This window comes from Rathayibacter sp. AY1C7 (assembly GCF_002931865.1).
GTDB lineage: Bacteria > Actinomycetota > Actinomycetes > Actinomycetales > Microbacteriaceae > Rathayibacter.
Window position 1 is genome coordinate 40124 of sequence record NZ_PSWB01000005.1, and the last position, 25120, is coordinate 65243.

Genomic DNA, 25120 nt, shown 5'->3' on the forward strand with positions numbered 1-25120 from the left:
AGTATCGCTATCGGATAGCAGTACTGTCCACCGCTTGGTCAGTCCCGCGCGGACAGGACGATGTTCCCCGTCTCGGTGATGGCGATCGTGTGCTCCATGTGGGCGCCGCGAGAGCCGTCACGGCTGCGGAGGGTCCAGCCGTCCTTGTCCGTGTAGATCTCGTCGGTCGTCTGCAGGAACCACGGCTCGATCGCGACGACGAGGCCCGGGCGGAGCGGGTAGCCGCGGCCGGCGCGTCCGTCGTTGGGGATGTGCGGATCGCCGTGCATCGTGCGGCCGACGCCGTGGCCGCCGAAGTCGGTGTTGATGGACAGGCCCGCGGCGTGTGCGACGGCCGCGATGGCCGCGGATATGTCGCCGATCTTCTTCCCGGGCTGCGCGGCGGCGATGCCGGCCTCGAGCGCGCGGGTGGTGGTGTCGATGAGGGCGAGGTCCTCCTCGCGCGGCGTCCCGACCACGACGCTGATGGCCGAGTCGGCGACCCAGCCGTTCACGGAGGCGGCGAAGTCGAGGGTGAGCAGGTCGCCGTCCCTCAGCCGGTAGTCGAAGGGCAGGCCGTGCAGCACCGCGTCGTTGACGGAGGTGCAGATGACCTTGCCGAAGGGACTCGCGCCGAAGGAGGGGTGGTAGTCGATGTAGCAGGACTCGGCGCCGGCCGTGCGGATCATGTCGTGGGCGAGCCGGTCGAGCTCGAGCAGGTTCACGCCGACCGCGGCAGCGGCGGAGGTGGCCTTCAGTACCTCGCCGACGAAGCGGCCGGCGGGACGCATCTCCTCGATCTCGGCGGGGGTGCGTAGCTCGATCATCCTGATCCTCTCGGGGTCCGCTGAGCCGTCGCTCAGCGGTGGTGGGTACGGTCGGTGCATGCGCACGCGACGGGCATTCGGTTCCTGGCAGTTCCCGGCGGCGATCGTGCTGCCCTTGTGGATCCTCCTCGGCTACGGGGTCTTCGGAGGATCGAGCGGCTGGACCGTGCTCGGCCTGGTGATCGCCCTCCCCATTCTGGCGGTCGCGCTGGCGGCTGTGGCCGCGATCGTCGCATTCCGGGTGACCGTTCGGCCCACGCGCACTCCCGCGTGGGGCGACGTGGCCGTGGTCGGCGCCTGGCACCTCTCCCTGATCGCCTTCGGCTTCTTCCCGCCCGGCGCCTGGGCGCTGGGCCTGCTCTCGGTGGTCCTCGGAGTGGCGGCCTTCTGGCACTCGGCGTGGCGGTTCCTCGCCGACGCGAGGGCCACTCTCCTCGCCTCCTCGGAGGCGGCGTCCGTGCAGGCCGAGGGCGCTCATCGCCCCGTTTCCGGCGAGGGCTTCGACCCGGAGCGCCCGCAGGACGGGCAGACCATCGTCCTCTGAGGGGTCGGGCGTCCCGAGAGGCGCTGTCCCCTGCGAGGCCCCGCCCTGCTCCACGGCTCGGCCCTCTCGACGGATCCGCCCTCTACGCAGCTCTGCCTCCGGGTGACCTTGCCCTCCTCATGACCCTGCTTTGACTCGGATCGACGCGGCATGGCAGAATGAGCGCTTGTGCCTCGCGCAGGCTCTGCCACAGGGGAGCCGCGACGACGTGGGCACGACCGACTTCCATCAACGAAACGGTGTTCGACCTGTGGCGGGCACGGAGAGCGATACAGCATGCACATCCTCGATTCCGTCGATGCGGCGTCCCTCCGCAGCGATGTCCCGGATTTCCGCGCCGGCGACACCGTCAAGGTCCACGTCAACATCGTCGAGGGCTCCCGCTCGCGCATCCAGGTCTTCCAGGGCGTCGTCATCGGCCGCTCCAACGAGGGCGTCCGCGAGACCTTCACCGTCCGCAAGGTGAGCTTCCAGGTCGGCGTCGAGCGCACATTCCCCGTGCACTCGCCGGTCATCGACCACATCGAGGTCGTCACCCGCGGTGACGTCCGTCGCGCGAAGCTCTACTACCTGCGCAACCTCCGCGGCAAGAAGGCCAAGATCAAGGAGAAGCGCGACGCCTGAGCGGCTTCCGCACGACTTCTCGGGAACCCCGGTCCACCTATGATGGACCGGGGTTCCTCCCTTTCTCGGGGGCGATCCGTCCGGGGAGTCCACCCGGTGATGCACAGTAGGGGCGACGGCGAGCGATGACAGACAGCACGGCCCCGGTCCGCCTCCCCGGAGGCGAGGACCACGCCCGCCACTCGGCGGATCCGTCCGAGAAGCGCCCGCGCAAGCGCCGGGGTGTCCTGCTCTTCCTCCGCGACGTGCTGATCATCTTCGTGGTCGCGGTGCTCGTCTCCTTCCTCGTGAAGACCTTCCTGATCCGCTCCTTCTACATCCCCTCCTCCTCGATGGAGCAGACGCTCGTCGAGAACGACCGGATCCTCGTGAACGAGCTCGTACCCGGAGTGGTGAAGATCTCGCGCGGCGACGTCGTCGTCTTCCGCGATCCCGGCGGATGGCTCTCGCCGAGCTCCGAGCCCAACGTGCCGCCGTTCCAGGCCGCGGTCGACTCCGCCCTCGCGCTCGTCGGCCTGACCGCTCCCGACAGCAACGACCACCTCATCAAGCGCGTCATCGGCCTGCCCGGCGATCACGTGACCTGCTGCACGCCGCTCGGCCAGGTCGAGATCAACGGCAACCCGATCGACGAGCCCTACGTGAAGCTGCCCGACGGGGTGCAGGCCGTCTCGGCCACCCCCTTCGACGTCGTCGTGCCCGAGGGCTCGCTCTGGGTGATGGGCGACAACCGCTACAACTCCGCCGACTCCCGCTACAACACCGACAAGCCGGGCGGCGGCTTCGTGCCGATCGACAACGTCGTGGGCCGCGCGATCCTCGTGACCTGGCCCGTGCAGCAGTGGGCGTGGCTCGACGACTACCCGTCGGTGTTCCGCGGAGTCGACACCGAGGCCTCCGAGGAGGGCTCGGACGACGCGCAGAGCGGGCAGGGCTAGATGGTCGTCGCCGAGCCGACGCTGACCCAGGAGCGGCGCCTCTTCCGGCAGGGCTACGAGACGGTCATCGGCTGCGACGAGGTCGGCCGCGGCGCGATCGCCGGTCCGGTCTCAGTCGGCGTTGTGTCGATCGGCAGCCGCTGCGGGCGCTTCCCCGAGGGGCTCCGCGACTCCAAGATGCTCGCTCCCGCCCGCCGCGAGGCGCTCCTGCCGGGAGTAGCGAAGTGGGTCTCGGCCTGGGCGATCGGCGAGTCCTCGGCGGACGAGATCGACGAGACCGGGATCATCGCCGGCCTCGGCCGCGCCGCGTCGAGGGGCATCGAGCGCCTCGCCGACCAGGGCGTCGACCTCGCCACCGCCGTCGTCCTCCTCGACGGCGCTCACGACTGGCTGACGCCCGCGCTGGGCGAGTGGGCGGCCGAGCTGACGATCGTCACCCGCGTGAAGGCCGACCGCGACTGCGCGGCCGTCTCCGCCGCCTCCGTGCTCGCGAAGGTGGGCAGGGACGGTCAGATGGTGCGCCACCACGACGATTTCGCCGACTACGCCTGGGACAGCAACAAGGGCTACGGCAGCGCCGCGCACTGGGCGGGGATCGAGCGGGTCGGCCCGTCCCCGCTGCACCGGGTGACCTGGCTGTCGAAGTCGCGGGAGAGCGTCGAGGAGCCGCTCCCGGCGCTCGGGCCCGTCGGCTCGGCGTAGGATTGTCCAACGATGGATGAGGACGAATTCGAGGACTACGACCGCGAGGTCGAGCTGGCACTGTACCGGGAGTACCGCGACGTCGTCTCGCAGTTCTCGTACGTCGTCGAGACCGAGCGCCGGTTCTACCTGGCGAACGAGGTCGACCTGGTCCGTCGCGACACCGAGCACGACTTCTACTTCGAGCTCACCATGCGCGACGTGTGGGTCTGGGACGTCTACCGCTCCGACCGCTTCGTGAAGTCGGTGCGCGTGCTGACCTTCAAGGACGTCAACGTCGAGGAGCTCTCCCGCAAGGAGTTCGAGCTCCCCAAGGAGCTCGCGCTCGACGAGTAGGGCGCTGTCGCGGCAGGCTCCGGACCCCTTGCTGGTCGCGTAGCCGCCTCCGACGACCCATCGAGACCCGGTGCCCGGAGCCCCACCCCGCTCCGGAGCTCTCTCGGATCCGCGGCTCCGCGGGTCTCGTCTTCAGGCAACGCGGGTTCCTCCTGCTGGTCGCATAGCCGCCCCCGGCGGCGTCCGAAGACCCCGGCCCGACGTCCCTCCCCACCCGCCTCCTCGGCCCTCTTCTCCCCGGATCCCCTCCCGGCCGTCCGACGCTCCTCCCTGCTCCGGCACGCTTCCGGCAGGAGGACGCATGGACAAGGACGAACTGGGGCGGCGCGGCGAGGAGATCGCGGCGGCGCACCTGAGAGACAACGGATTCGAGATCCTCGACCGCAACTGGCGGGTCCGCGAGGGCGAGCTCGACATCGTGGCCCGCGACGGGTCGGCACTGGTCGTGGTGGAGGTGAAGACGCGCTCATCGACGCGCTTCGGACTGCCGGTCGAGGCCATCACGCGGGCCAAGGCGCAGCGCCTGCGCCGACTCGCCTACGCCTGGGCCGACGAGCACCACGAGCGCTCCCGGCATCTGCGGATCGACGCGGTCGGCATCGTCGCTCCCGGGGGAGTCCCGTCGCAGATCCGGCACCTGCGGGCGGTGGCCTGATGGGCCTGGGGAGGACCTCCGCGGTCGGTCTCGTCGGCTTCGCGGGAGCCGTGGTCGGGGTGGAGGCCCACTCGGCCGACGGCACCCCGGGCATGGTGATCATCGGCCTGCCCGACGCCGCGCTCGCCCAGGCGAAGGAGCGGGTGCGCTCGGCGGCGATCAACTCCGGCAGCACCATCGCCGAATACAAGATCACCGTGAACCTCTCGCCGGCCGCGATGCCCAAGCACGGCTCCGCCTTCGATCTCGCCATCGGGCTGGCCGCGCTCGCGTCGCTCCGCGAGGTCGATGCGGAGTCGGTCGCCGCGGTCGTCCACATCGGGGAGCTCGGGCTGGACGGCCGGCTGCGCTCCGTCCCGGGCGTGCTGCCCGCGGTGCTCGCGGCCGCCCGCGAGGGCAGGCGCCGCGTGATGGTCCCCGTCGAGGACCGGCTCGAGGCGGAGCTGGTCGACGGCGTCGAGGTGATCGCGGTCTCCTCGCTGGCGGCGGCCGCCGTCTGGCACGGAGCCGAGTGGGAAGTGCCGGTGCTCCCCGAGGCCGCGCCGCCGTCTGAGACGGTGTCCGAGCCGGAGGCCCGCCTCGACCTCTCCGACGTGGTGGGGAACGAGGAGGCGGCCGAGGCGATGGTCGTCGCGGCGGCGGGCGGGCACCACGTGTTCCTGCTCGGGCCTCCCGGCGCCGGGAAGACGATGCTCGCCTCGCGCTTGCCGGGCATCCTCCCCGACCTCGACGACGATGCAGCGCTCGAGGCCACCTGCATGCGCTCGCTCGTCGGAGCGCCGACCGGTGGCGCGCTGGTGCGCAGACCGCCGTTCGAGAGTCCGCACCACTCCGCCTCGTCCGCAGCGATCGTCGGCGGGGGCAGCGGCCGCATCCGGCCCGGCGCGGTCGCCCGCGCCACCCGGGGAGTGCTGTTCCTCGACGAGGCCCCCGAGTTCTCGTCCGTCGCCCTCGATGCGTTGCGCCAGCCGCTCGAATCCGGCGTGATCCGCATCCACCGCGCGAACGCCGTCGCCGAGTTCCCCGCGCGGGTGCAGCTCGTCCTCGCGGCGAACCCGTGCCCGTGCGGCCGCTTCGGCATCCCCGGAGAGACCTGCACCTGTGCTCCCTCGGTCCGCCGCCGCTACCTCGCGCGGCTCAGCGGACCGCTGCTCGACCGCGTCGACATCCGCCTGACGGTCCGCCGGATCAGCGCGGCTCAGCTGGCCGCACGTCGAGACACGTCCGGAATGTCGACGGCTGAGGCCCGCGCCCGTGTCGCCGCGGCGCGGTCCCTCACAGCGGCTCGCCTCGCCTCCACTCCGTGGACGCTCAACTCGGAGGTCTCCGGCGCCTGGCTGCGCTCGGACGCGGTGCGCCCGACCAGTGCCGAGTCCCGCACGCTCGACCGGGCTCTGGAGCGAGGTCTGGTGACCATGCGCGGCTACGACCGGGTCCTGCGCCTGGCCTGGACGCTCGCGGACCTCGACGCGGCCGACCGGCCGAGTGCCGCCCACCTCGCGCGCGCGCTCGTCCTCCGTGGAGGTGCCGCGTGATCCGGCCCGACGCGCTCTTCGACGGCGCGGAGCTCGACGCTGTTCGCCGACTGCTGCCGAGCGGTGCAGCCGAGCCGGACTCGGCTGCCGACGGCGAGCCTTCGGGTGAGTCCGGCTGCGCTCGGAGCGCACTCGTCGACGCTGCTGCCCGGTGCGGCTGGAACTCTCTGACCGAGCCCGGCGACTCCGTCGCAGCCCTCCTCATCGCGAGGGTCGGCGCGGCCGAGGCCTTCGCCCACGTCGTGTCCTCGTCGTCCGCGGAGGAGATCCTCGCGCCCCCGCATCGCGCTCCCTCCGACGAAGAAGGCCCGGCACCCGCGCCCCTCGACTCCGAGGTCGCCGCCCTCCAGTCGGGGCTGGCGCGCTGGCGACCGCGCCTGGACCGCAGGCTCCTGTTCCGACGTCTCGAGATCGCCGAGCGACTCGGCGCCCGGCTGCTCCTGCCCTGGGCTCCCGTGTGGCCCGAGTCGCTCGACGACCTCGGGCCGCACGCGCCACTCCTGCTCTGGCTGCGCGGTGATCCCGTCGCCTTCGATCCGCCGCACCGCCTCGCCCTCGTCGGCGCCCGCGCTGCCACCGGCTACGGCGAGCACGTCGCCGGCGAGCTCGCCGCGGGCGTCGCGGCGCGAGGCGTCTCCGTCGTCTCGGGCGGTGCCTTCGGGATCGACGCGGTCGCCCACCGTGCCGCCCTCGGCTCCGGAGGTCGGACGGTCGCCTTCCTCGCCGGGGGAGCGGACCGCCTCTATCCGACGGCTCACACCGAACTCCTCCACCGCATCATCGCCACCCCCGGCTGCGCCGTCGCAACGGAGGTCCCGCCGGGCACCACGCCCACTCGCTGGCGCTTCCTGCAGCGCAACCGCCTCATCGCCGCCTCCACCGCGGGCACCGTCGTCGTCGAGGCCGGCGCCCGCTCCGGCTCCCTCAACACCGCCGGCCACGCGGCCGCCCTGGGCCGCCCCCTCGGCGCGGTCCCGGGCCCGGTCACCAGTGCCTCCTCCGCCGGCTGCCACCGGCTCCTCCGCGAGTTCGCGGCGACCTGCGTCACGTCGCCGGCGGATGTGCTCGAACTGCTCGCCGTCGGCGACACCGACGGATCGTGCCGAGCGCTGACCGCGGCTGAGGCGCGAGTCCTGGCCGTCGTCGAATCCGAAGGAGGCTGTGACGCCGCGACCGTCGCCCGGCTCTCCGGGGATTCGCTCGACTCGGCACTGTCGGCGCTGGGTGCGCTCCTCGCAGACGGACGCGTCCACCGTTCCGAGGACGGGGACTGGGAGCGGGCACCCGGGTGAGCGGCCCCGCCGCCGCGGCGCTGTCGGCGGTCCGCCCTACGCTGAAGGTGCATCGGCGAGGGGAGCGGCATGGACGCCACGGCAGCAGGACACGGCGGAGAGCGCCCGCAGCTCGGGCACTTCCGCGCCGCCGACAGGGTCATCGCGCATCTGAGCGACACGCACCTGCTGGCCGACGGCGCTCCGCTCTACGGGAAGGTCGACACGGCCGCCCGCCTCGCCCAGGCGGTCGGCCGGCTGGCCGAGCGCGGCGGACGCCTGGACGCGATCGTGGTGACCGGGGACGTCGCGGACCGCGGCGAGGAGGACGCCTACCGGCGCGTGCGCGAGCAGCTCGACCCGGTCGGCGAGCGGTTCGGCTGCCCGATCGTCTGGGTGATGGGCAACCACGACGAGCGCGGAGCGTTCCGGCGGGTGCTCCTCGAGCAGGACCCGGCGGGCGCGGGACCCGTGGACCAGGTCGTCGACCTCGGCGGGCTCCGGCTCATCGCGCTCGACAGCGCGGTGCCCGGCTTCCACCACGGCGACCTCACCGACGCCCAGCTGGCCTGGCTGAAGGACGAGCTCGCCGCACCGGCCCCGCTGGGGACGATCCTCGCCCTGCACCACCCTCCGCTGCCCACGCCGCTCGGCGCGATGACCGTGCTCGAGCTGCGGGGGATCGACCGCCTCGAGGAGGTGGTGCGCGGAACCGACGTCCGCGCGATCCTCGGCGGCCACCTGCACTACCCCACGGCTGCGACCTTCGCGGGCGTGCCCGTGCTCGTCGCCGGCGCCACCAGCTACACGATGGACCTCGGAGCGCCCGAGCGGGAACTCGCCGGCGTCGACGGAGCGCAGAGCCTCTCGCTCGTCCACGTCCACCCGGAGACGGTGGCCGCCTCGTTCGTGCCGACGGCACCGGCCCCGATCGCGACGCGGTTCGGCACCGACCTGATCGAACGGCTCGAGGGGCTCGACGAGCAGGGGCGCATCGACCTCTGGTCGCGGATGCCGGACGGATCATGACCGGCGAGACGCTCGCCGACTCGGTCGAGCACTTCCTCCGGTACGTCCTCGACGAGCGGTCCCTCTCGCCCGCCACCGCGAAGGGCTACCGCTCCGACCTGGCGCGCCTGATCGCCCACACGGAGGAGAAGGGGCGGCTCCTCACCGCCGAGCTCGACCTCGAGCTGCTGCGCGACTGGCTCTGGCGAGAGTCGGAGTCGGGGATCGCCCGCGCGACCCTCGCCCGGCGCACCGCGGCCGTCCGCTCCTTCTCCTCCTGGGCGCATCGGACCGAGCGGCTCCCCGTCGACGTCGCCGCACGCCTCAAGACGCCCAAGTCGGGACGGACACTGCCGCGGGTGCTCACGCTCCCGCAGGCGGAACAGGTGCTCGACACGGTCGCGGCGCGAGGCGCGACCGAGGACCCGGTGGCGCTGCGGGACCTCGCGATCGTCGAGCTGCTCTACGCCTCCGGCATCCGCGTCTCCGAGCTGGTCGCCGTCGACCTGGGCGACGTCGATCTCGGCAGGCTCACCGTGCTCGTCACCGGCAAGGGCGCCAAGCAGCGGGTCGTCCCGTTCGGCGTCCCCGCGAAGGAGGCGCTCGTCGACTACCTGGAGCGCGCCCGACCCTCTCTCGCCACCGGCGACGGGAGCGGGGCCCTGCTGCTGGGACGGCGGGGCGCGCGCCTCACCCCGCGCACGGTCTACGGCGTGGTGGCGAGGCTCCTCGACGGCGGGCAGGGCTCCGGACCGTCCGGTCCGCACACCCTCCGCCACACCGCGGCGACCCATCTGCTCGACGGCGGAGCCGACCTCCGCGCCGTCCAGGAGCTGCTCGGCCACGCGAGCCTGGGCACCACGCAGATCTACACCCACGTCTCGACCGAGCGGATCCGCGACGCCTACCGCCTCGCCCACCCCCGCGCCTGACCGGACGCGCCAGTCACCGGACGCACCCTTCCGCGCCACTCGCTCAACACCCTGCGACACGTCGTCCATCGGCAGAAGCACCGCCCGGGGGATCCCGCCGAAGAACCGCATCGGCGAGACGTAGTCGCCACCCTCGCGGACGCCGAGGTGCACGCACCTCCCGTCGCAGTGGCCGCCCGCACCCACTGCTCCGACGGGCTGGCCCGCGGTGAGGACCTGCCCCGCCGTCACCGATCCGTCGACCGGCTCGACCGTCGAGACCAGACCGTCCGCGTGCACGATGCTCACCACGGACCGGTCGACCACCCTGCCCGAGAACGACACGGTGCCCGCAGCGACGGCGACCACGGGCTGCCCGGCCGCTGCGGCGAGGTCGATCCCGCGGTGCCCGGGGGCGTAGCGGTGGGCCGGCGCGCCCCACGGCTCCACGACGGAGAACTCCGGGACGGGTGAGATCCACCGCGGGTCGGACCGGCCGGGGGACGAGGTGCCGGAGGGCGAGGGGCCGAGAGGCGCCCCGACGAGCAGAGCGGCGAGGGCGAACACGCCCGGGCGCAGGAGTCGGGATCGGAGCATGCGGCCACCCTCCTGGAGCCGGTCTGGGACCGGTGGTCGGCCGAGCGGATCAGGGGAGGAGAGCGCGACGGGCCCGGCTGTGGAGGGAGGACATCGGCCGGGGGAGAGCGCAACCCGTCCCGGCGGTGCCGCGGCGAGGAGTAACGTGCCGGTGATCCGGCTCGGGAGCGGCACCCCGCCCCCACCGGCGGCGAGAATCGGAGACGACCATGACCAGCGGACGATCTGACACGACCAGCGGGAGAGCGGACATCCCGAACCCCTCGGCGGCGAAGCTGAAGAGGAAGGTGATCGGCCTCGCGATCGCGGCGGCGGTCGGCGGCTTCCTCTTCGGCTTCGACTCGTCGGTGGTGAACGGTGCCGTGGAGGCGGTGCAGGGCGAGTTCCAGCTCTCGGCCGCGCTGATCGGCTTCGCCGTCGCCTCCGCGCTGCTCGGCTGCGCACTCGGCGCGTACCTCGCGGGCCGCCTCGCCGACCGCTGGGGCCGCATCAAGGTCATGCTGCTCGGCGCCGGGCTCTTCTTCATCTCCTCCATCGGCGCCGGCGCAGCGTTCGCGGTCTGGGACCTCGTGCTCTGGCGCGTGGTCGGCGGCCTCGGCATCGGCATCGCCTCCGTGATCGCTCCGACCTACATCTCGGAGATCGCGCCCAAGGCCATCCGCGGAGCCCTCGCGTCGCTGCAGCAGCTGGCGATCACGCTCGGCATCTTCGCCGCCCTGCTCTCGGACACCCTCATCGCGAACGGCGCGGACGGCGCCTCCGAGCCCTTCTGGTTCGGCGTCGCCGCCTGGCGCTGGATGTTCATCGCCTGCGCCGTGCCGGCCGTCATCTACGGCCTCCTGGCCCTGACCCTGCCGGAGTCGCCCCGCTACCTCGCGACCCGCGGCCGCTCCGAGGACGCCCGGGCGGTGCTCGCGACGGTCACGCCGCGCGACGAGGTCGACGAGGCGCTCGCGGACATTCAGAAGAAGATCGACGAGGACTCCGAGAACGCGAAGCGCTCCAGCCTCCGCGGTCCCGCCCTCGGCCTGCTCCCCGTGGTCTGGGTCGGCATCCTGCTGTCGGTGTTCCAGCAGTTCGTGGGCATCAACGTGATCTTCTACTACTCCACCTCGCTCTGGAGCGCGGTCGGATTCGACGAGTCCAACTCCTTCGCGATCTCGGTCTTCACCTCGGTCGTGAACGTCGTCGTCACCTTCGTGGCGATCTTCCTGGTCGACAAGGTCGGCCGGAAGCCGCTGCTGCTGGTCGGCTCGGCCGGCATGGCCGTCTCGCTCGCGCTGATGGCCATCGCCTTCAGCCAGTCGACGATCAGCGGAGAGGACGTCTCGCTGCCCGGCGCGTGGGGGCCGATAGCCCTCGTCTCGGCGAACGCGTTCGTCGTCTTCTTCGGCGCGACCTGGGGCCCGCTGGTGTGGGTCCTCCTCGGCGAGATCTTCCCCAACCGGATCCGAGCGGCCGCGCTCGGCCTGGCGGCCTCGGCCCAGTGGATCGCGAACTTCGCCATCACGGTGACGTTCCCGATCCTCTCTCAGGACGTGTCGCTCACCCTGGCCTACGGCCTCTACGCCGCCTTCGCGGCGATCTCGTTCGTGTTCGTCTTCATGTTCGTGCCCGAGACCAAGGGCCGCTCGCTGGAGGAGATGGACACCCTGCACATCCGCACCGTGATGAAGTCGGCGCGCAAGTAGCACCGGTCTTCCGAGCCCCGACGGCCGCCCTCCCGCAGCAGCGGGGGAGGCGGCCGTCCTGGTGCTAGACTCCACGGAGCACCTCGCTCGTCGGGGTGACTACGCGCGCCCATTCGGCCTCCGCTCCCCACGGTCCCTCTCCGCTCACGCGGCCGGGGCGGGAGTGCGCCGGGCGCCAGGGCGACGTGCCGACCGGCCGTCGCAGACAACCGAACGGGAGTTCGGCGCCGTCGTGCGCCCGGGCCCCGAGACAAGGAGAACGACTCATGGCAGTCGTCACCATGCGCCAGCTGCTCGACAGCGGCGTCCACTTCGGGCACCAGACCCGTCGCTGGAACCCGAAGATGAAGCGCTTCATCCTGACCGAGCGCTCGGGCAGCTACATCATCGACCTCCAGCAGTCGCTGGCCTACATCGACAAGACCTACGACTTCGTCAAGGAGACGGTCGCCCACGGCGGCACCATCCTCTTCGTCGGCACCAAGAAGCAGGCGCAGAACGCGATCTCGGAGCAGGCGACCCGCGTCGGCCAGCCCTACGTGAACCAGCGCTGGCTCGGCGGCCTCCTGACCAACTTCCAGACGGTCTCGAAGCGCCTCGCCCGCATGAAGGAGCTGGAGGAGCTCGACTTCGACGACACGTCGAAGAGCGGCTTCACCAAGAAGGAGCTCCTCATCAAGAAGCGCGAGCTCGACAAGCTGCACAAGTCGCTCGGCGGCATCCGCAACCTCTCGAAGACGCCGTCGGCCCTCTGGGTCGTCGACACCAAGAAGGAGCACCTCGCGATCGACGAGGCCAAGAAGCTGGGCATCCCGGTCATCGGCATCCTCGACACGAACTGCGACCCGGACGAGGTCCAGTACCCGATCCCGGGCAACGACGACGCGATCCGCTCGGTGAGCCTGCTCACCCGCATCGTCGCCGACGCCGCGGCCGAGGGCCTCATCCAGCGCCACCAGAAGCCCGAGGCCGAGGGCAACGTCTCCGCCGTCGAGCCGCTGGCCGAGTGGGAGCAGGAGCTGCTCTCCACCGGTGCGCCCGCCGCCGACGTGCAGGAGCCGAACGAGCAGGCCGGCGCGGAGACCGAGAAGGTCGCCGACGCCGAGGCCGAGACCGCCGACGAGGCCGTCGTCGAGGCCGAGACCCCCGCCGCGGAGGAGGCCCCCGAGGCCGACGCCGCCGCGACCTCGACCGACGAGACCGCCACCGCCTGACACCCCGTTCCGTGACGGGGGTCGGACGCCGCACCCGCGGTCGTCCGGCCCCCGCTCGGTCGGTGCACGTTCACCACGAGTAAGAACCGCCGTCACCTCGGCGTGCTGGGCTCCTCCCGTGAGCCCGCCGCGAGTGACGGCGCCACAGGGTTTCCGAACCAAGAGGAGTTCCGAGAACATGGCAAATTTCAGCCTCGCTGACGTCAAGACGCTGCGCGAGCAGCTCGGTACCGGCATGGTCGACACGAAGAACGCGCTGGTCGAGGCCGACGGCGACCTGGACAAGGCGGTAGAGATCCTCCGCCTCAAGGGCGCCAAGGGCAACGCGAAGCGCGCCGACCGCTCGACGAGCGAGGGCCTCGTCGCCGCCGCCGAGAAGGACGGCGTCGCCACGATGATCGAGCTCGCCTGCGAGACCGACTTCGTCGCAAAGGGCACGAAGTTCATCGCCCTCGCCGACGCCGTGCTCGCCGCGGTGGTCGCCGCCGGCTCCACCACGGTCGAGGAGGCCCTCGCGGCCCCCGCCGACGGCAAGACCGTCGCCGACCTCATCAACGACGAGGCCGCGATCCTCGGCGAGAAGGTGGAGCTGCGCCGCGTGGCCTCCGTCTCGGGCGAGCACTTCGCGATCTACCTCCACAAGACGAACAAGGACCTGCCCCCGCAGGTCGGCGTGGTCGTCGGCTACGCGGGTGAGGACGCCGAGACCGCGCGCTCCGTCGCCCAGCACATCTCGTTCGCGAACCCGTCCTACCTCTCTCGCGAGGACGTGCCGCAGTCCGAGGTCGACAACGAGCGCCGCATCGTCGAGGAGATCTCGCGCGGCGAGGGCAAGCCCGAGGCCGCCCTGCCGAAGATCATCGAGGGACGCGTGAACGCGTACTTCAAGCAGGTCGCCCTGCTCGACCAGGACTACGCGAAGGACAACAAGCTGTCCGTCAGCAAGGTCCTGAGCGACGCGGGCCTGACCGTGTCGGGCTTCGCCCGCTTCAAGGTCGGCGCCTAACAGCACTGCAGGAGGGAGTCCGGGTCGTTCAGTCGACCCGGGCTCCCTTCGCTCTGCCCGGGCGGTCCCTGGCGTGGTCGCGGGGCCCGCTCCGCGCGGGATAGGTTTGTACGGGTCTACGGGAGGAAACGTCCATGACGGAGACGGATGCGATGACGACGGGCAAGCGCCGCAGGGTGCTTCTGAAGCTGTCAGGGGAGGCGTTCGGAGCCGGCACGCTCGGCGTGAACCCTGACGTGATCAGCGCACTGGCGCGCGAGATCGCCGATGCCGCGACCGAGGTGGAGATCTCGGTGGTCGTCGGCGGCGGCAACTTCTTCCGCGGAGCCGAGCTCTCGCAGCGCGGCATGGACCGCGGCCGGGCCGACTACATGGGCATGCTGGGCACCGTGATGAACGCCCTCGCCCTCCAGGACTTCCTCGAGCAGGCGGGCGCCGAGACGCGCGTGCAGTCCGCGATCGCGATGACGCAGGTCGCGGAGCCCTACATCCCCCGCCGGGCGATCCGGCACATGGAGAAGGGCCGCGTCGTCATCTTCGGCGCCGGCGCCGGACTCCCGTACTTCTCGACCGACACGGTCGCCGCGCAGCGCGCGCTCGAGACGCACGCCGACGTGGTCCTCGTCGCCAAGAACGGCGTGGACGGCGTGTACGACGCCGACCCGCGGACGAACCCCGACGCGAAGAAGCTCGACGCGCTGACCTACCAGGAGGCGCTCCAGCGGGGCCTCAAGGTGGTCGACTCCACCGCGTTCAGCCTCTGCATGGACAACGGCATGCCGATGCAGGTCTTCGGCATGGAGCCCTCGGGCAACGTCGCGAAGGCCATCCGCGGCGCCGAGCTCGGCACGCTCGTCTCGAACTAGACTGACCACTTCCCTCTCTTAAGGAGCTCCCTGTGATCTCGGATGTACTGGCCGACGCGAAGACCAAGATGGGCAAGGCCGTCGAGGTCGCCAAGGAGGACTTCTCCACGGTCCGCACCGGACGCGCGAACCCCGGCATGTTCCAGAAGGTGCTGGTGAGCTACTACGGCACCCCGACGCCGCTGTCGCAGCTCGCCTCGATGCAGAACCAGGAGGCCCGCACGCTCGTCCTGACGCCCTACGACAAGGGCTCGCTGCGCGACATCGAGCAGGCCATCCGGGACATGCCGAACCTCGGCGCGAACCCGACCAACGACGGCACGATCATCCGCGTGACCCTGCCGGAGCTCACCGCCGAGCGCCGCAAGGAGTTCGTCAAGATCGTCCGCACCAAGGCCGAGGACGCCAAGATCGCGGTGCGCAACATCCGCCGCAAGGGCAAGGACGACCTCGACGCGCTGAAGGGCGACATCGGCGACGACGAGCTCGCCCGCGGCGAGAAGGAGCTCGAGGCGCTCACGAAGCAGCACGTCGACGCGATCGACGAGGCGCTCAAGCGCAAGGAATCCGAACTGCTCGAGGTGTAGCGGTGCCCGAGATCCCCGAAGGACCCGAGGGCGGCGAGAAGAGACCGTCTCCGCACGTCCCGGGTGCCCGGGGATCCCGGATGGTCACCCGCGACGCGCTGCGTGCGCGCGCCCAGCAGGGCCGGGCCGACGTCGAGCGCCAGCTCGAGGCGACCCGCGCCCAGCTCGAGGCGACGAACGACCGCCTGACCGCGCGCTCGGGCCGGAACCTCGTGTCGGCGACCGCGATCGGACTCCTCGGCGGCGGTGCGATGGTCGTCAGCCTCCTGCTGGTCAAGGAGCTTTTCATGGTGCTCGCGGGGGTGGTGGTGCTGCTCGCGGCGCTGGAGCTCTCGAACGCCCTGCGCCACGCCGGTCGCGACATCCCGCGCATCCCGACCGGGATCGTGGCGGTCGTCGCCGTGCCGGCCGCCTACTACGGCGGCCTCGGCGCCGCGTGGGCCACGGTCCTCGGCGGATCCGTCCTCGTCGGCCTCTGGCGGCTGGGGGAGCAGCTCTTCCGGCGCACCGCCTCCAGCCGGAGGGACCTCGCCCTCGACATCGGCCTCGGCGCGTTCGTCCAGGGCTACACGACCTTCCTCGGTGCCTTCGCGATCCGTCTCGTCGCCGAGCCCGGCGGCCAGCTCTGGGCGTTCGCGTTCCTGGTGCTCGTGATCGTCGTCGACACCGGCGCCTACGTGAGCGGACTCACCTGGGGCAAGCACCCGATGGCACCGCGGATCAGCCCGAAGAAGACCTGGGAGGGGTTCGCCGGTGCTGCCGTCGCGGGGATCGGCGTCGGTGTCCTGCTCGCCCTGCTGATGCTCGGCCAGCCCTGGTGGGTCGGCGCGGTGTTCGGGGCGGTGGTGCTGCTCACCGCGACGCTCGGCGACCTCGCCGAGTCGCTGATCAAGCGCGACATCGGCATCAAGGACATGAGTTCCTGGCTGCCCGGCCACGGGGGAGTCCTCGACCGGCTGGACTCGATCCTGCCGTCGGCCGCAGCTGCCTACGTGCTGTACTTCCTCTTCGCCCACTGAGCGCACGCCTCACCGGGGCGTGCCGATTCCGCTCCCGGCGCGCGGCTTGGCATGATGTCGGGATGACCGCTCCCTTCCCCCGAGCCCGCGAGTCCCGTCCCGGCTACGACACGGCCGAGGTCGACTCCTTCCTCGCGTCGGCGCGCGAGGCCTACTCGCAGCTCTCCGGGGGACCGGCGGACCTCCGCGCCGCCGACCTGCGCCACACCGCGTTCACCCTGCGCAAGGGCGGCTACTCCGCGCCCCATGTCGATGCGGCGCTCGAGCGCCTCGAGGACGCCTTCGCCCTGCGGGAGCGCCAGTACGCGATCGCGGCCCGGGGCGAGGAGGCGTGGCTCGCGGACGCGCGGTCGACCGCCCAGGAGATCGTGAACCGGCTGGCCCGCGCTCCCCGCGAGCGGTTCACCCGGGCCGGCGCTCTCACGACGGGCTACAACATCCGCCAGGTCGACGCCTTCGCCGACCGGATCTCCGGGTACTTCCGCGACGGATCGGTGCTGACCGTGGACGACGTGCGCACCGTCTCCTTCGCCCCGCAGCGCGGCGGGTACGCCGAGGCGCAGGTCGACCTGCTGCTCGACACGGTCGTCGACGTGATGCTGGCGGTCCGCTGACCGGAGCCGGATCTGCTGGCCGATCAGGTCATCGTCCGTTATGCTTTCGTAATCGTGGCTCAGCATCCTCAGACCTCCGTCGCCCACACGCCCGCGAACCGCACCAGCGGTCGCCCGGCGGTCCCGCACCAGACCCCGGTGCGGCGCTCCTGGGCTCGGATCCCGGTGACGGTGCTGGCCTTCACGGCGTCGATCGCGTTCGCAATGGTGAACGTCGTCGATCCGTCCAGCGGCGCGGTCGCCTCCCCCTACTACCAGGCCCCGGCGCGCTTCAACGGCGACTCCGCGCAGCGGCTCGTCGTCGCGGACGCCGTCGAGCGGACCGTCCAGCGCGACTCGTTCGGCGCCGAGGCGAAGCCGACGCCCACTCCGACCCCGACCCCGACGCCCACTCCGACCGAGACTCAGACCGCTTCCGCGACCGTCGACGAGGAGGAGTCGGGCTCCGCCGAGGCCGAGACCGCCGCTCCCGTCCAGCGCGCCGCCGCTCCGGATCCCGGATCCGCGAAGGCGATCGCCTACGACATGATCGTGCAGCGCGGCTGGGCCGACAGCGAGTACGACTGCCTCGTCCTCCTCTGGAACCGCGAGTCCGGCTGGAACGTCTACGCCGAGAACAAGTCCAGCGGTGCCTACGGCATCCCGCAGGCACTCCCCGGCAGCAAGATGGCGTCGGCCGGCTCCGACTGGGCGACCAACGCGAGCACCCAGATCACCTGGGGCCTCGGCTACATCTCCGGCCGCTACGGCTCGCCCTGCGGTGCCTGGGCCCACTCCGAATCGGTCGGCTGGTACTGATCGTTCCCCTCCGCTCGGCACCGCGTCCGGCGGGCTGAGGCTCTCGCTACCCTGGTGCCGTGGATTACGCGCTGCTCGGGGTCGTCGGGATCATCACGGTCGTCACCGTCGCGCGGTTCTCGAGCCGCCTCGGGATCGCCGCACCGCTGCTCCTGGTCGTCATCGGGATCGGCGCGTCCTACCTCCCCGGGGTCCCGGACATCGAGGTCGAGCCTGAGCTGATCCTCGCGGGCGTGCTGCCGCCGCTGCTGTACTCGGCCGCGATCCAGGTGCCCCTCACCGACTTCCGGCGGAACCTGCGCTCGATCTTCGGGCTCTCGGTCCTCCTGGTCGTCGTGACCGCCCTCGTGGTCGGCGGCTTCCTCTACCTCGTGTTCCCCGATCTGAGCCTGCCCGCGGCGATCGCTCTGGGCGCCGTCGTGAGCCCGACCGACGCGGTGGCCGCGACCTCGATCGGCAAGAAGCTCGGACTCCCGCCCCGCCTGGTGACGGTGCTCGAGGGCGAGAGCCTCGTGAACGACGCGTCGGCGCTGGTGCTGCTGCGCGCCGCGACGGCTGCGGCGGCCGTGGTCGGCGCCTCCGTCACGACCGACGCGATCGACGTGGGCGAGGTGGGGGTCCTCTTCGTCTACTCCGTCCTGATGGCGATCGTCCTCGGACTGGTGATGGGCGTGCTCACCGTCTTCGTGCGCTCGAAGCTGCGGGACCCGGTGCTCGACACCGCCGTGTCCTTCGCCGTGCCGTTCCTGGCCTACATCCCGGCCGAGGAGCTGGGCGCGTCCGGGGTGCTCGCCGTCGTGGTCACCGGGATCTACACGGGGCACAACAGCGCGCGCTTCCTCTCGCCGCAGTCGCGGATCAGCGAGCGGGTGAACTGGCGGACGGCGCAGTTCCTGCTCGAGAACGGCGTCTTCCTGCTCATGGGCGCCGAGATCAAGGCGATCGTCTCCGGGGTCGTGGACCCGGGCGAGTTCGGAGTGGGCACCGCGGTGCTGCTGGGTCTGGCCACCGTGGTCATCCTGATCGTGCTGCGGGCCCTCTTCGTGTGGCCGCTGCTCCTGTGGCTGCGCAGCTCCGGTCGGCGGGCGGAGCGGATCAACCGGCGGCTGGCGGTGGGCCTCATGCGACTGCGCAACAGCGCCACCAGCGACGAGCGCTTCCGGCGGCGGCAGGTGAGAGCGGAGCGGCTCTACCTCCGGCGCGAGACCGATCTGGCCGCGACCACGAGCGAGGCGTTCGGCTGGCGCGGAGGAGTCGTCCTGTCCTGGTCCGGGATGCGCGGCGTGGTCACGCTCGCCGCGGCCCAGTCGCTGCCGGACGAGACTCCCTACCGCTCCCAGCTGATCCTGATCGCCTTCACCGTCGCCGTCATGACGCTGCTCCTGCAGGGTGCGACGCTCCCCGCGCTGATCCGGCTCACCGGCATCCAGGGCACCGACGGAGAGGCCGACCGCCGCGAGCTCGCGACGCTGCTCGACGAGGTCGTGGCCACGGGCATCCAGGCCCTCCCCGAGGCGGTGGCGGAGCTGCCCGACGGCGAGGCGGGCGAGCGCGTCCTCGAGCGCGTGCGCCGCGACACTCTGACCCGCTCGCAGGTGGCGTGGGAACAGGTCGGCCGCGCGGAGGATGCGCCCCTCGGCCCGCACGCGCAGTACCTGCGGCTGCGCCGAGCGGTCCTGCTCGCCGAGCGGGAGGCACTGCTGGACGCCCGGGGGCGCGGGGTCTACTCCTCGCGGACGCTGCGGCGGGCGCAGCTGATGCTCGACGCCGAGGAGACCCGGCTCGAGATGGACGACAGCTCCCACTGACGGAAGGGGCACGGCGGCGGCCTCCTAGACTGGGGGGATGCCGCGCAGCAACAGACCCCGGGGCGGCCGCCGTGACGACGACGACGAGCAGCGCGACCTCTCGCAGATGCTCGCCGGCTTCCGGCGCACCGAGTCCCACGCCGGCCGGGAGTGGAACGTCCAGCCCGTCTCCGCAGCGCGGGCCGTGAAGAACTACCTCTGCCCGGGCTGCGGGCTCACCATCGACATCGGCCAGCCGCACCTGGTCACCTGGCGGGCCGACGGCGCGCTCGGCGACGCGGCCGATCTGGCCGGCCGCCGCCACTGGCACACGCACTGCTGGAGAATCCGAGGAGCACGATGACCCACGAGATCCGCGGAGGCGTCGTCCTCCCCGCCCGTCGCGAGGACATCGAGCTGCACACGGCCGACGGGCTGACCCTTGTCGGGGAGCTCGCGCTGCCCCTGGAGCGCGAGCCGGTCGCGACCCTGGTCACCCTGCATCCGCTGCCCACACACGGCGGCTTCATGGACTCGCACATCCTGCGGAAGGCCGCCGCCCGCCTGCCCGCGCTCGCCGACCTGGCGGTCCTCCGCTTCAACACCCGCGGCACCGCGTCGCCGCGCGGCACGAGCGAGGGCGCGTTCGGACACGGCACCGAGGAGCGCGCCGACGTCGCCGCAGCCCTGGCGCTCGTCGCGGAGCGCGGACTGCCGCACCCCTGGCTGGTCGGCTGGTCCTTCGGCACCGAGCTCGCGCTGAAGTGGGGGAGGGAGCACTCCGTCGAGGGAGCGATCCTGCTCTCGCCGCCGCTGCACCGCACGAGCGCGGAGGAGGTCGCCGCCTGGGGCGAGGACGGCCGACCGCTCGTAGCGCTCGTCCCGGAGTTCGACGACTACCTGCGGCCGGAGGCGGCCGCCGAGCGCTTCGCGAGCGTGCCGCAGCTGGACCTCGTCGCTGTGGAGGGCGGGAAGCACCTCTGGGTCGGCGAGGCGCAGACCCGGCGCGTCCTCGACGAGATCGTGCGCGTGGTCGCGCCCGCCTCGTCCCCGCTGCCGACGGAGTGGGCGGGCGAGCTCGGCTGAGCCCGCCCGCCCAGCGACCGCCTAGCGGCCGGACGAGCCGCCGTCGGAGCCGCTGCCGTCAGGGCTGCTGCCGTCGGAGCCGTCGCCGTCGCTGTCGTCCGCGAGTCCGTCGATGTGGCCGATGAGCCCGCGCAGTCCCGACACGTAGCCGGCGATCGCGTCGCGCTCGGTGCGGATCTCGTCGAGGCGCCGCTCGGCGGTGTCCATCAGCTCGCGGCTGCGGCGCTCCGCGTCCGCGACGAGCTTCTGCGCCTGGTCGCGCGCGTCGTCGAGGAGGGCGTCGGAGTCGTCCTGGGCCTTCCGGCGCAGTCGCGTCGTGTCGTCGAGGGCGTCGCTGCGGAGGGCGTCCGCCTCGAGGCGCTTGTCGTTCGCGCGTCGGATGGCGTCGGCGAGCTGCAGGTTCGACTCGTCGAGGTAGCGCTGGGTCTGCGCGACGGCCTCCTGGTGGCGGAGCAGGTCGTCGCGGTCGGCCTCCTCGCGGCGCGCGGCGAGCTCGACCACCAGGTCGATCCGGGCCTGCTCGACCTCGCGCGAGAGCGCAGCGGCCTCGTCGGCGGACGCGGCGCGCAGGCCCGCCAGCTCGGCGTCGAGCACGGCGACGGCCTCGGCGCGCTCCTGGGTGAGCCGGGTGCGCTGGTCGGCGATCTCGCGCGCGCCCTCGGCGCGGACTGCGGCGACCTCGGCGTCGAGCGCGGCGCGGGTCGAGAGCACCTCGGCCTCGACCGCCGCGCGCGCCTGGGCGACCTCGGCCTCGACGGCCGCCCGGAGCCGGTCCACCTCGGAGGCGACCTCGGCCCGCAGGAGCTCGTTGGCCTGGGCGAGGCGGGCGGCCTCGGCGCGGGCGACCTCGATCTCGCGGGCGGCGACGGCGCGCATCTCCGCGGCCTCGCGCTCGGCTTCGGAGCGGATCGCGGCGGCCTCGCGCTTCGCGGTGGCGCGGGTCTCGGCGGCCTCGGTCGCCACGGTGCCGCGGATCGCGGCGGCCTCGCGGACGGCGTCCTGCGTCATCACGTCGCGGTCGTCGGCGGCCTTGCCGAGCGTCGCCGCGGCCTGCGCCTCGGACTCGTCGCGGGTCCGGTCAGCACGGCGGCGCGCCTCGGTCACCAGGCGCTCGGCCTCGTCGCGCGCCTCCTGGAGGATGCGGTCGCCGTCGTCGCGGGTGGATCGGCGGAGGGCGGAGGCGTCGTTCTCGGCCTGGGCGATGATCCGCTCGGACTGCTCCTCGGCCACGCGCAGGGTGTGCTCGAGCTTGGCGCCCAGGCCGGCGTAGGTGGGAGTGCCGACCTGCTGCAGCTCCTTCTCGAGGCCCTCGATCCGGGAGGACAGGCGCTTCACCTCGCGGCCGCTCTCGGCCGCCTGGGTGTTCGAGTGGATGAGCTCGCGGCGCAGGCCCTGGACGGCCTTGTCGACCTCGTCCCGGTCGTAGCCACGGAACACCTGGGTGAATTCGGCCTCGTCGTTCGCCACGTCGTCTCCTTCAGAGCAGGACCGCGGTGGGGCTCGCGGCACTGGGAAAGTGTATTCAGCAGGGAGGCCGCGGCCGGGGCGACACCCGCACCGCGCGCCGCCCGGGCCGCACTCTCGGCTTCTCCCGGGCATCGGAGCGAGGGCATCGGCTATCGTGGACTGTCTTTGTCTGTTGCCGTCGCGCCCCGGTCCGGCTGCGTACCCCGAGCCGGCCCCGGCCGTCACCCCGATCCGGCAACGCAGGAGGAGTACTTTCGTGCGGTTCGTCTTCGCCATCATCGCCACCGTCATCGCTGCCGCGATGATCGTGCTCGGCATCGGTCAGCGGACGGTCTGGGCTCCTCCGGAGTCCCTCACCGCCGAGACCGCGCTCGACTCCTCCGCTCCCTACGCGGTGATCGACGGCAGCACCCTGGGCGCCAACCCGGGCCGCCAGACGATCACGGTCGAGGGCAGCGGCGACCTCGTCGTCGCCTACGCACCGACCTCCGACGTGCTGGGCTGGGTGGGCGGCTCGAGCTACGACGCCATCGGCTACGAGCGCGCCGACGACACCCTCACCTCCGCGGAGGAGACGGGGGAGCGCGTCCAGCTCTCCTCCGACGTCGAGACCGCCGACGCGGCGGTCGTCGATCCTCGCGGCTCCGACCTCTGGCTCGAGGAGTTCGAGGGGAGCGGCAGCGTGACCCTGGCGCTCGACGTGCCGGAGGACGTCTCCATCCTCATCGCGAGCGACGGCACCGCGCCGGCAGCCGACTCCGTGCGCGTCAGCTGGCCCGTGGACACCGCGACGCCCCTCGCCGGCCCGCTGCTGCTCGGAGGAGCCGTGTTCCTCCTCCTCGGCCTCGTCCTCTACATCTGGGCCTTCGTCCACCTGCGCCGCCAGCACGGCCCGCGCCGGAAGGGACCGCAGGGTCGGATCCCCCGCGGTGCCCGCCGCCCCCGGCCGCGTGCCGGGATCCAGGCCTCCACGGCGTCGCCGGCGCCCTCGCGCCGCCGGGCCGCCCTGGTGCTGCCCGTCGTCCTCGGGACGACCGTCCTCCTCTCCGGCTGCAGCTCCGACTACTGGCCTGATCTCGCCGCGGGCGCGAGCGAGGCGCCGACCGCGTCCGCCACGGCGACCGCGGGGGCAGAGCCGGTCTCGGCCGAGCCGACCCCCGTGGTCACCACGCAGCAGGCGGAGGCCGTCGTCGCCGAGGTCGCCGATGTCGCGTCGCGCGCCGACGCCGCCCGGGACGCCGGGATCCTCGCCGAGCGCTTCCAGGGCGAGGCGCTCACCGAGCGCACCACGAACTACGACGTCGTCGCCAAGGGCGGGACGATCGACCCGCCGCAGACGATCCCGGCCTCCCCGGTGAGCCTGGTGCTCCCGCAGGACACGGAGTCGTGGCCGCGCCTGGTCACCGCCGTCGTGCAGAACTCGACGGACACCACCCAGGCCCCGATCGCGCTGATGATGAGCCAGGCGAGCCCGCGCGTCGACTACAAGGTCGACTACGCCATCTCGCTCGAGGCCAACGCGCGCATCCCCGACGTCGCGCCCGTCACCGTCGGCACGTCGATCGTGGCGCCCGACTCGCGCCTGATGAAGCTCGCCCCGCAGACCGTCGGCTCCGCGTACGCGGACGTGCTCGCCAACGGCGACTCGAGCCAGTACGCCGAGCTCTTCGCGGCCGACGGCGACACCCTCCGGGGGCAGGTCGGCGTCGACAAGAAGAACGCCGACCGCGAGGCGCTGCCGGACACCGCCTCGATCGAGTTCTCGAACGCCGCCGGCACGTCGCCGACGATCGCGCTCGCGACGAACGACTCGGGGGCGCTCGTCGCGGCGAGCATCGCCGAGACGTCGACCGTCCGCCCCACTGCCGAGGGCTCGACCGTCTCGACCTCCGGCGCCTCGCAGACCCTGCTGGGCACGGACAAGTCGACGACCGGCATCGAGACCACCTACGGATACCAACTGCTGTTCTACGTACCGCCCGTCGGATCGGAGGAGAAGATCGTGATGCTCGGATGGAGCCAGGGACTCGTCTCGGTGGTGCAGCTGCCGTGAGCACCGTCCCGCCCCTGCCCGGAAACCTCCGCGGCGCCGTCGACCTCTCGTCGCTGGTGAACCGCCGCACCCCGCCCGCCGCCTCCGCCGGCGCCCCGGCCGCGCCCGCCGCTCCCGGAGGCGCGCCCGGCGCGAATCCGCTGCTGCTGACCGCCGGCGACGCCGAGTTCGACCAGGTGGTCCAGCTCTCTTCGCGCGTGCCGGTGATCGTCGACCTGCGCGGCTCCTGGTCGGACCAGAGCCAGAGCATGACCGCGCTGCTCGAGAAGGTCGTCGTCTCGTACGCCGGCGCGTTCGTGCTCGTCGGGGTCGACGTGGAGTCGAGCCCGCAGCTGGCGCAGGCGTTCCAGGTGCAGTCCGTGCCGACGGTCGCCGCGATCATCGGCGGCCGCCCGGTGCCCCTGTTCAGCGGCCTCGTCGCCGAGGAGCAGCTGCGCGACCTGCTCGAGCAGGTCCTCCAGCTCGCCGCTCAGAACGGTGTGACGGGCACGGTGCCGGTGGAGGGAGCCGCTCCCGCCGAGGGCGCGGAGCCCGAGCCGGAGCCGCTGCCGCCGCACCACCAGGAGGCCTACGACGCGATCGACCGGGGCGACTACGCCGCGGCGATCACCGAGTACGAGACCGCCATCGCGCAGAACCCGCGCGACGACCTCGCGGTCGCCGGTCTCGCTCAGGTGCGGCTGCTGGCCCGCCTCCAGGGCCGCACGCTCGACGACATCCGCTCGACCGCCGCGGCGGAGCCGTCGAACCTCGACGCACAGCTCGCCGTCGCCGACCTGGACGTCTCCGGCGGACACGTCGAGGACGCCTTCGACCGGCTGCTCTCGATGTTCCCGCGGCTCGACGCCGAGGGGAAGGCCGCCGTCCGGGCTCGTCTCCTGGAGCTCTTCGAGATCGTCGGTCAGACCGACCCGCGCGTCAACAAGGCTCGGGCCCGGCTCACCGGCCTGCTCTACTGACGCCGGCCGGAACGCCGAGAGGCCGCCCGCTCGCGACGATCGTCGC

At 72.3% G+C, this 25120-nt stretch carries 25 protein-coding genes and 1 pseudogene; 23 read left to right on the forward strand and 3 right to left on the reverse strand.

Features of this window, described 5'->3' with window-relative positions:
* Nucleotides 1-38 precede the first annotated feature (38 nt).
* Nucleotides 39-806, reverse strand: a complete 768-nt coding sequence (gene map, locus C5C69_RS03970; protein WP_104257359.1) for a type I methionyl aminopeptidase — start codon at nt 804-806, stop codon at nt 39-41.
* A 58-nt stretch (nt 807-864) separates the two neighbouring features.
* On the opposite strand from map, the gene C5C69_RS03975 reads away from it, so the two are divergent.
* The 10 genes from C5C69_RS03975 (at nt 865) to C5C69_RS04020 (ending at nt 9351) form a co-directional block, all read left to right on the forward strand.
* Nucleotides 865-1350 (forward strand): hypothetical protein, encoded by a 486-nt coding sequence (locus tag C5C69_RS03975; protein WP_104257360.1) that lies wholly within the window; start codon nt 865-867, stop codon nt 1348-1350.
* 276 nt (nt 1351-1626) lie between these two features.
* On the forward strand, nt 1627-1974 hold the full coding sequence (gene rplS, locus C5C69_RS03980) for a 50S ribosomal protein L19 (protein WP_104223904.1): 348 nt from the start codon (nt 1627-1629) through the stop codon (nt 1972-1974).
* 125 nt (nt 1975-2099) lie between these two features.
* Nucleotides 2100-2912: a signal peptidase I gene (gene lepB, locus C5C69_RS03985; RefSeq protein ID WP_104223903.1), complete on the forward strand. Its 813-nt coding sequence runs from the start codon at nt 2100-2102 to the stop codon at nt 2910-2912.
* A complete protein-coding gene (locus tag C5C69_RS03990) occupies nt 2913-3614 on the forward strand; it encodes a ribonuclease HII (RefSeq protein WP_104226870.1) in 702 nt (233 codons plus the stop codon).
* A 12-nt stretch (nt 3615-3626) separates the two neighbouring features.
* Nucleotides 3627-3950 (forward strand): DUF2469 domain-containing protein, encoded by a 324-nt coding sequence (locus C5C69_RS03995; RefSeq protein WP_055792576.1) that lies wholly within the window; start codon nt 3627-3629, stop codon nt 3948-3950.
* A 301-nt stretch (nt 3951-4251) separates the two neighbouring features.
* Nucleotides 4252-4605, forward strand: coding sequence for a YraN family protein (locus C5C69_RS04000; RefSeq protein ID WP_104223901.1), 354 nt, complete (start codon nt 4252-4254; stop codon nt 4603-4605).
* A complete protein-coding gene (locus C5C69_RS04005; RefSeq protein ID WP_104257361.1) occupies nt 4605-6140 on the forward strand; it encodes a YifB family Mg chelatase-like AAA ATPase in 1536 nt (511 codons plus the stop codon). Before C5C69_RS04000 ends, C5C69_RS04005 begins: the two co-directional genes overlap by 1 nt.
* Nucleotides 6137-7432 carry a DNA-processing protein DprA gene (gene dprA, locus C5C69_RS04010; RefSeq protein ID WP_258065133.1) on the forward strand — a complete coding sequence of 432 codons (1296 nt, stop codon included), beginning with the start codon at nt 6137-6139 and terminating at the stop codon, nt 7430-7432. Before C5C69_RS04005 ends, dprA begins: the two co-directional genes overlap by 4 nt.
* 69 nt (nt 7433-7501) lie before the next feature.
* Nucleotides 7502-8440 (forward strand): phosphodiesterase, encoded by a 939-nt coding sequence (locus C5C69_RS04015; RefSeq protein WP_104257362.1) that lies wholly within the window; start codon nt 7502-7504, stop codon nt 8438-8440.
* On the forward strand, nt 8437-9351 hold the full coding sequence (locus tag C5C69_RS04020; protein WP_104232497.1) for a tyrosine recombinase XerC: 915 nt from the start codon (nt 8437-8439) through the stop codon (nt 9349-9351). Before C5C69_RS04015 ends, C5C69_RS04020 begins: the two co-directional genes overlap by 4 nt.
* 123 nt (nt 9352-9474) lie before the next feature.
* Here the strand turns inward: C5C69_RS04020 and C5C69_RS17435 are convergent.
* Nucleotides 9475-9927: pseudogene (locus C5C69_RS17435) on the reverse strand (murein hydrolase activator EnvC family protein); the annotation flags it as partial.
* A 209-nt stretch (nt 9928-10136) separates the two neighbouring features.
* On the opposite strand from C5C69_RS17435, the gene C5C69_RS04030 reads away from it, so the two are divergent.
* From C5C69_RS04030 to C5C69_RS04080, 11 genes are all read left to right on the forward strand, one after another.
* The gene (locus C5C69_RS04030; protein ID WP_104223897.1) at nt 10137-11618 is read left to right on the forward strand and encodes a sugar porter family MFS transporter; all 1482 of its coding nucleotides are present in this window, start codon (nt 10137-10139) and stop codon (nt 11616-11618) included.
* A 266-nt stretch (nt 11619-11884) separates the two neighbouring features.
* A complete protein-coding gene (rpsB, locus tag C5C69_RS04035; RefSeq protein ID WP_104223896.1) occupies nt 11885-12832 on the forward strand; it encodes a 30S ribosomal protein S2 in 948 nt (315 codons plus the stop codon).
* Nucleotides 12833-13010: 178 nt separating this feature from the next.
* Nucleotides 13011-13838, forward strand: coding sequence for a translation elongation factor Ts (tsf, locus tag C5C69_RS04040; protein ID WP_104223895.1), 828 nt, complete (start codon nt 13011-13013; stop codon nt 13836-13838).
* Between the two features lie 152 nt (nt 13839-13990).
* Nucleotides 13991-14704 carry a UMP kinase gene (gene pyrH, locus C5C69_RS04045; RefSeq protein WP_374952923.1) on the forward strand — a complete coding sequence of 238 codons (714 nt, stop codon included), beginning with the start codon at nt 13991-13993 and terminating at the stop codon, nt 14702-14704.
* 32 nt (nt 14705-14736) lie between these two features.
* Nucleotides 14737-15291, forward strand: coding sequence for a ribosome recycling factor (frr, locus tag C5C69_RS04050; RefSeq protein ID WP_104232499.1), 555 nt, complete (start codon nt 14737-14739; stop codon nt 15289-15291).
* An 80-nt stretch (nt 15292-15371) separates the two neighbouring features.
* Nucleotides 15372-16310: a phosphatidate cytidylyltransferase gene (locus C5C69_RS04055; protein ID WP_104257363.1), complete on the forward strand. Its 939-nt coding sequence runs from the start codon at nt 15372-15374 to the stop codon at nt 16308-16310.
* Nucleotides 16311-16372: 62 nt separating this feature from the next.
* Nucleotides 16373-16924, forward strand: a complete 552-nt coding sequence (locus C5C69_RS04060; protein WP_104226865.1) for a DivIVA domain-containing protein — start codon at nt 16373-16375, stop codon at nt 16922-16924.
* Between the two features lie 54 nt (nt 16925-16978).
* Complete coding sequence (locus C5C69_RS04065) at nt 16979-17722, forward strand: lytic transglycosylase domain-containing protein (protein ID WP_258065132.1); 744 nt, start codon at nt 16979-16981, stop codon at nt 17720-17722.
* Nucleotides 17723-17781: 59 nt separating this feature from the next.
* The gene (locus C5C69_RS04070) at nt 17782-19530 is read left to right on the forward strand and encodes a sodium:proton antiporter (protein WP_104257365.1); all 1749 of its coding nucleotides are present in this window, start codon (nt 17782-17784) and stop codon (nt 19528-19530) included.
* A 37-nt stretch (nt 19531-19567) separates the two neighbouring features.
* Nucleotides 19568-19873, forward strand: coding sequence for a hypothetical protein (locus tag C5C69_RS04075; RefSeq protein WP_181027199.1), 306 nt, complete (start codon nt 19568-19570; stop codon nt 19871-19873).
* The gene (locus C5C69_RS04080; protein WP_104257366.1) at nt 19870-20595 is read left to right on the forward strand and encodes an alpha/beta hydrolase; all 726 of its coding nucleotides are present in this window, start codon (nt 19870-19872) and stop codon (nt 20593-20595) included. Before C5C69_RS04075 ends, C5C69_RS04080 begins: the two co-directional genes overlap by 4 nt.
* A 21-nt stretch (nt 20596-20616) precedes the next feature.
* On the opposite strand, the gene C5C69_RS04085 is transcribed toward C5C69_RS04080, so the two are convergent.
* Nucleotides 20617-22062 (reverse strand): DivIVA domain-containing protein, encoded by a 1446-nt coding sequence (locus C5C69_RS04085; protein WP_104257367.1) that lies wholly within the window; start codon nt 22060-22062, stop codon nt 20617-20619.
* A gap of 256 nt (nt 22063-22318) precedes the next feature.
* Between C5C69_RS04085 and C5C69_RS04090 the strand changes: the two genes are divergently transcribed.
* Nucleotides 22319-24115, forward strand: a complete 1797-nt coding sequence (locus C5C69_RS04090; RefSeq protein ID WP_104223886.1) for a hypothetical protein — start codon at nt 22319-22321, stop codon at nt 24113-24115.
* The gene (locus tag C5C69_RS04095) at nt 24112-25074 is read left to right on the forward strand and encodes a tetratricopeptide repeat protein (RefSeq protein WP_104232504.1); all 963 of its coding nucleotides are present in this window, start codon (nt 24112-24114) and stop codon (nt 25072-25074) included. Before C5C69_RS04090 ends, C5C69_RS04095 begins: the two co-directional genes overlap by 4 nt.
* Nucleotides 25075-25120 lie beyond the last annotated feature (46 nt).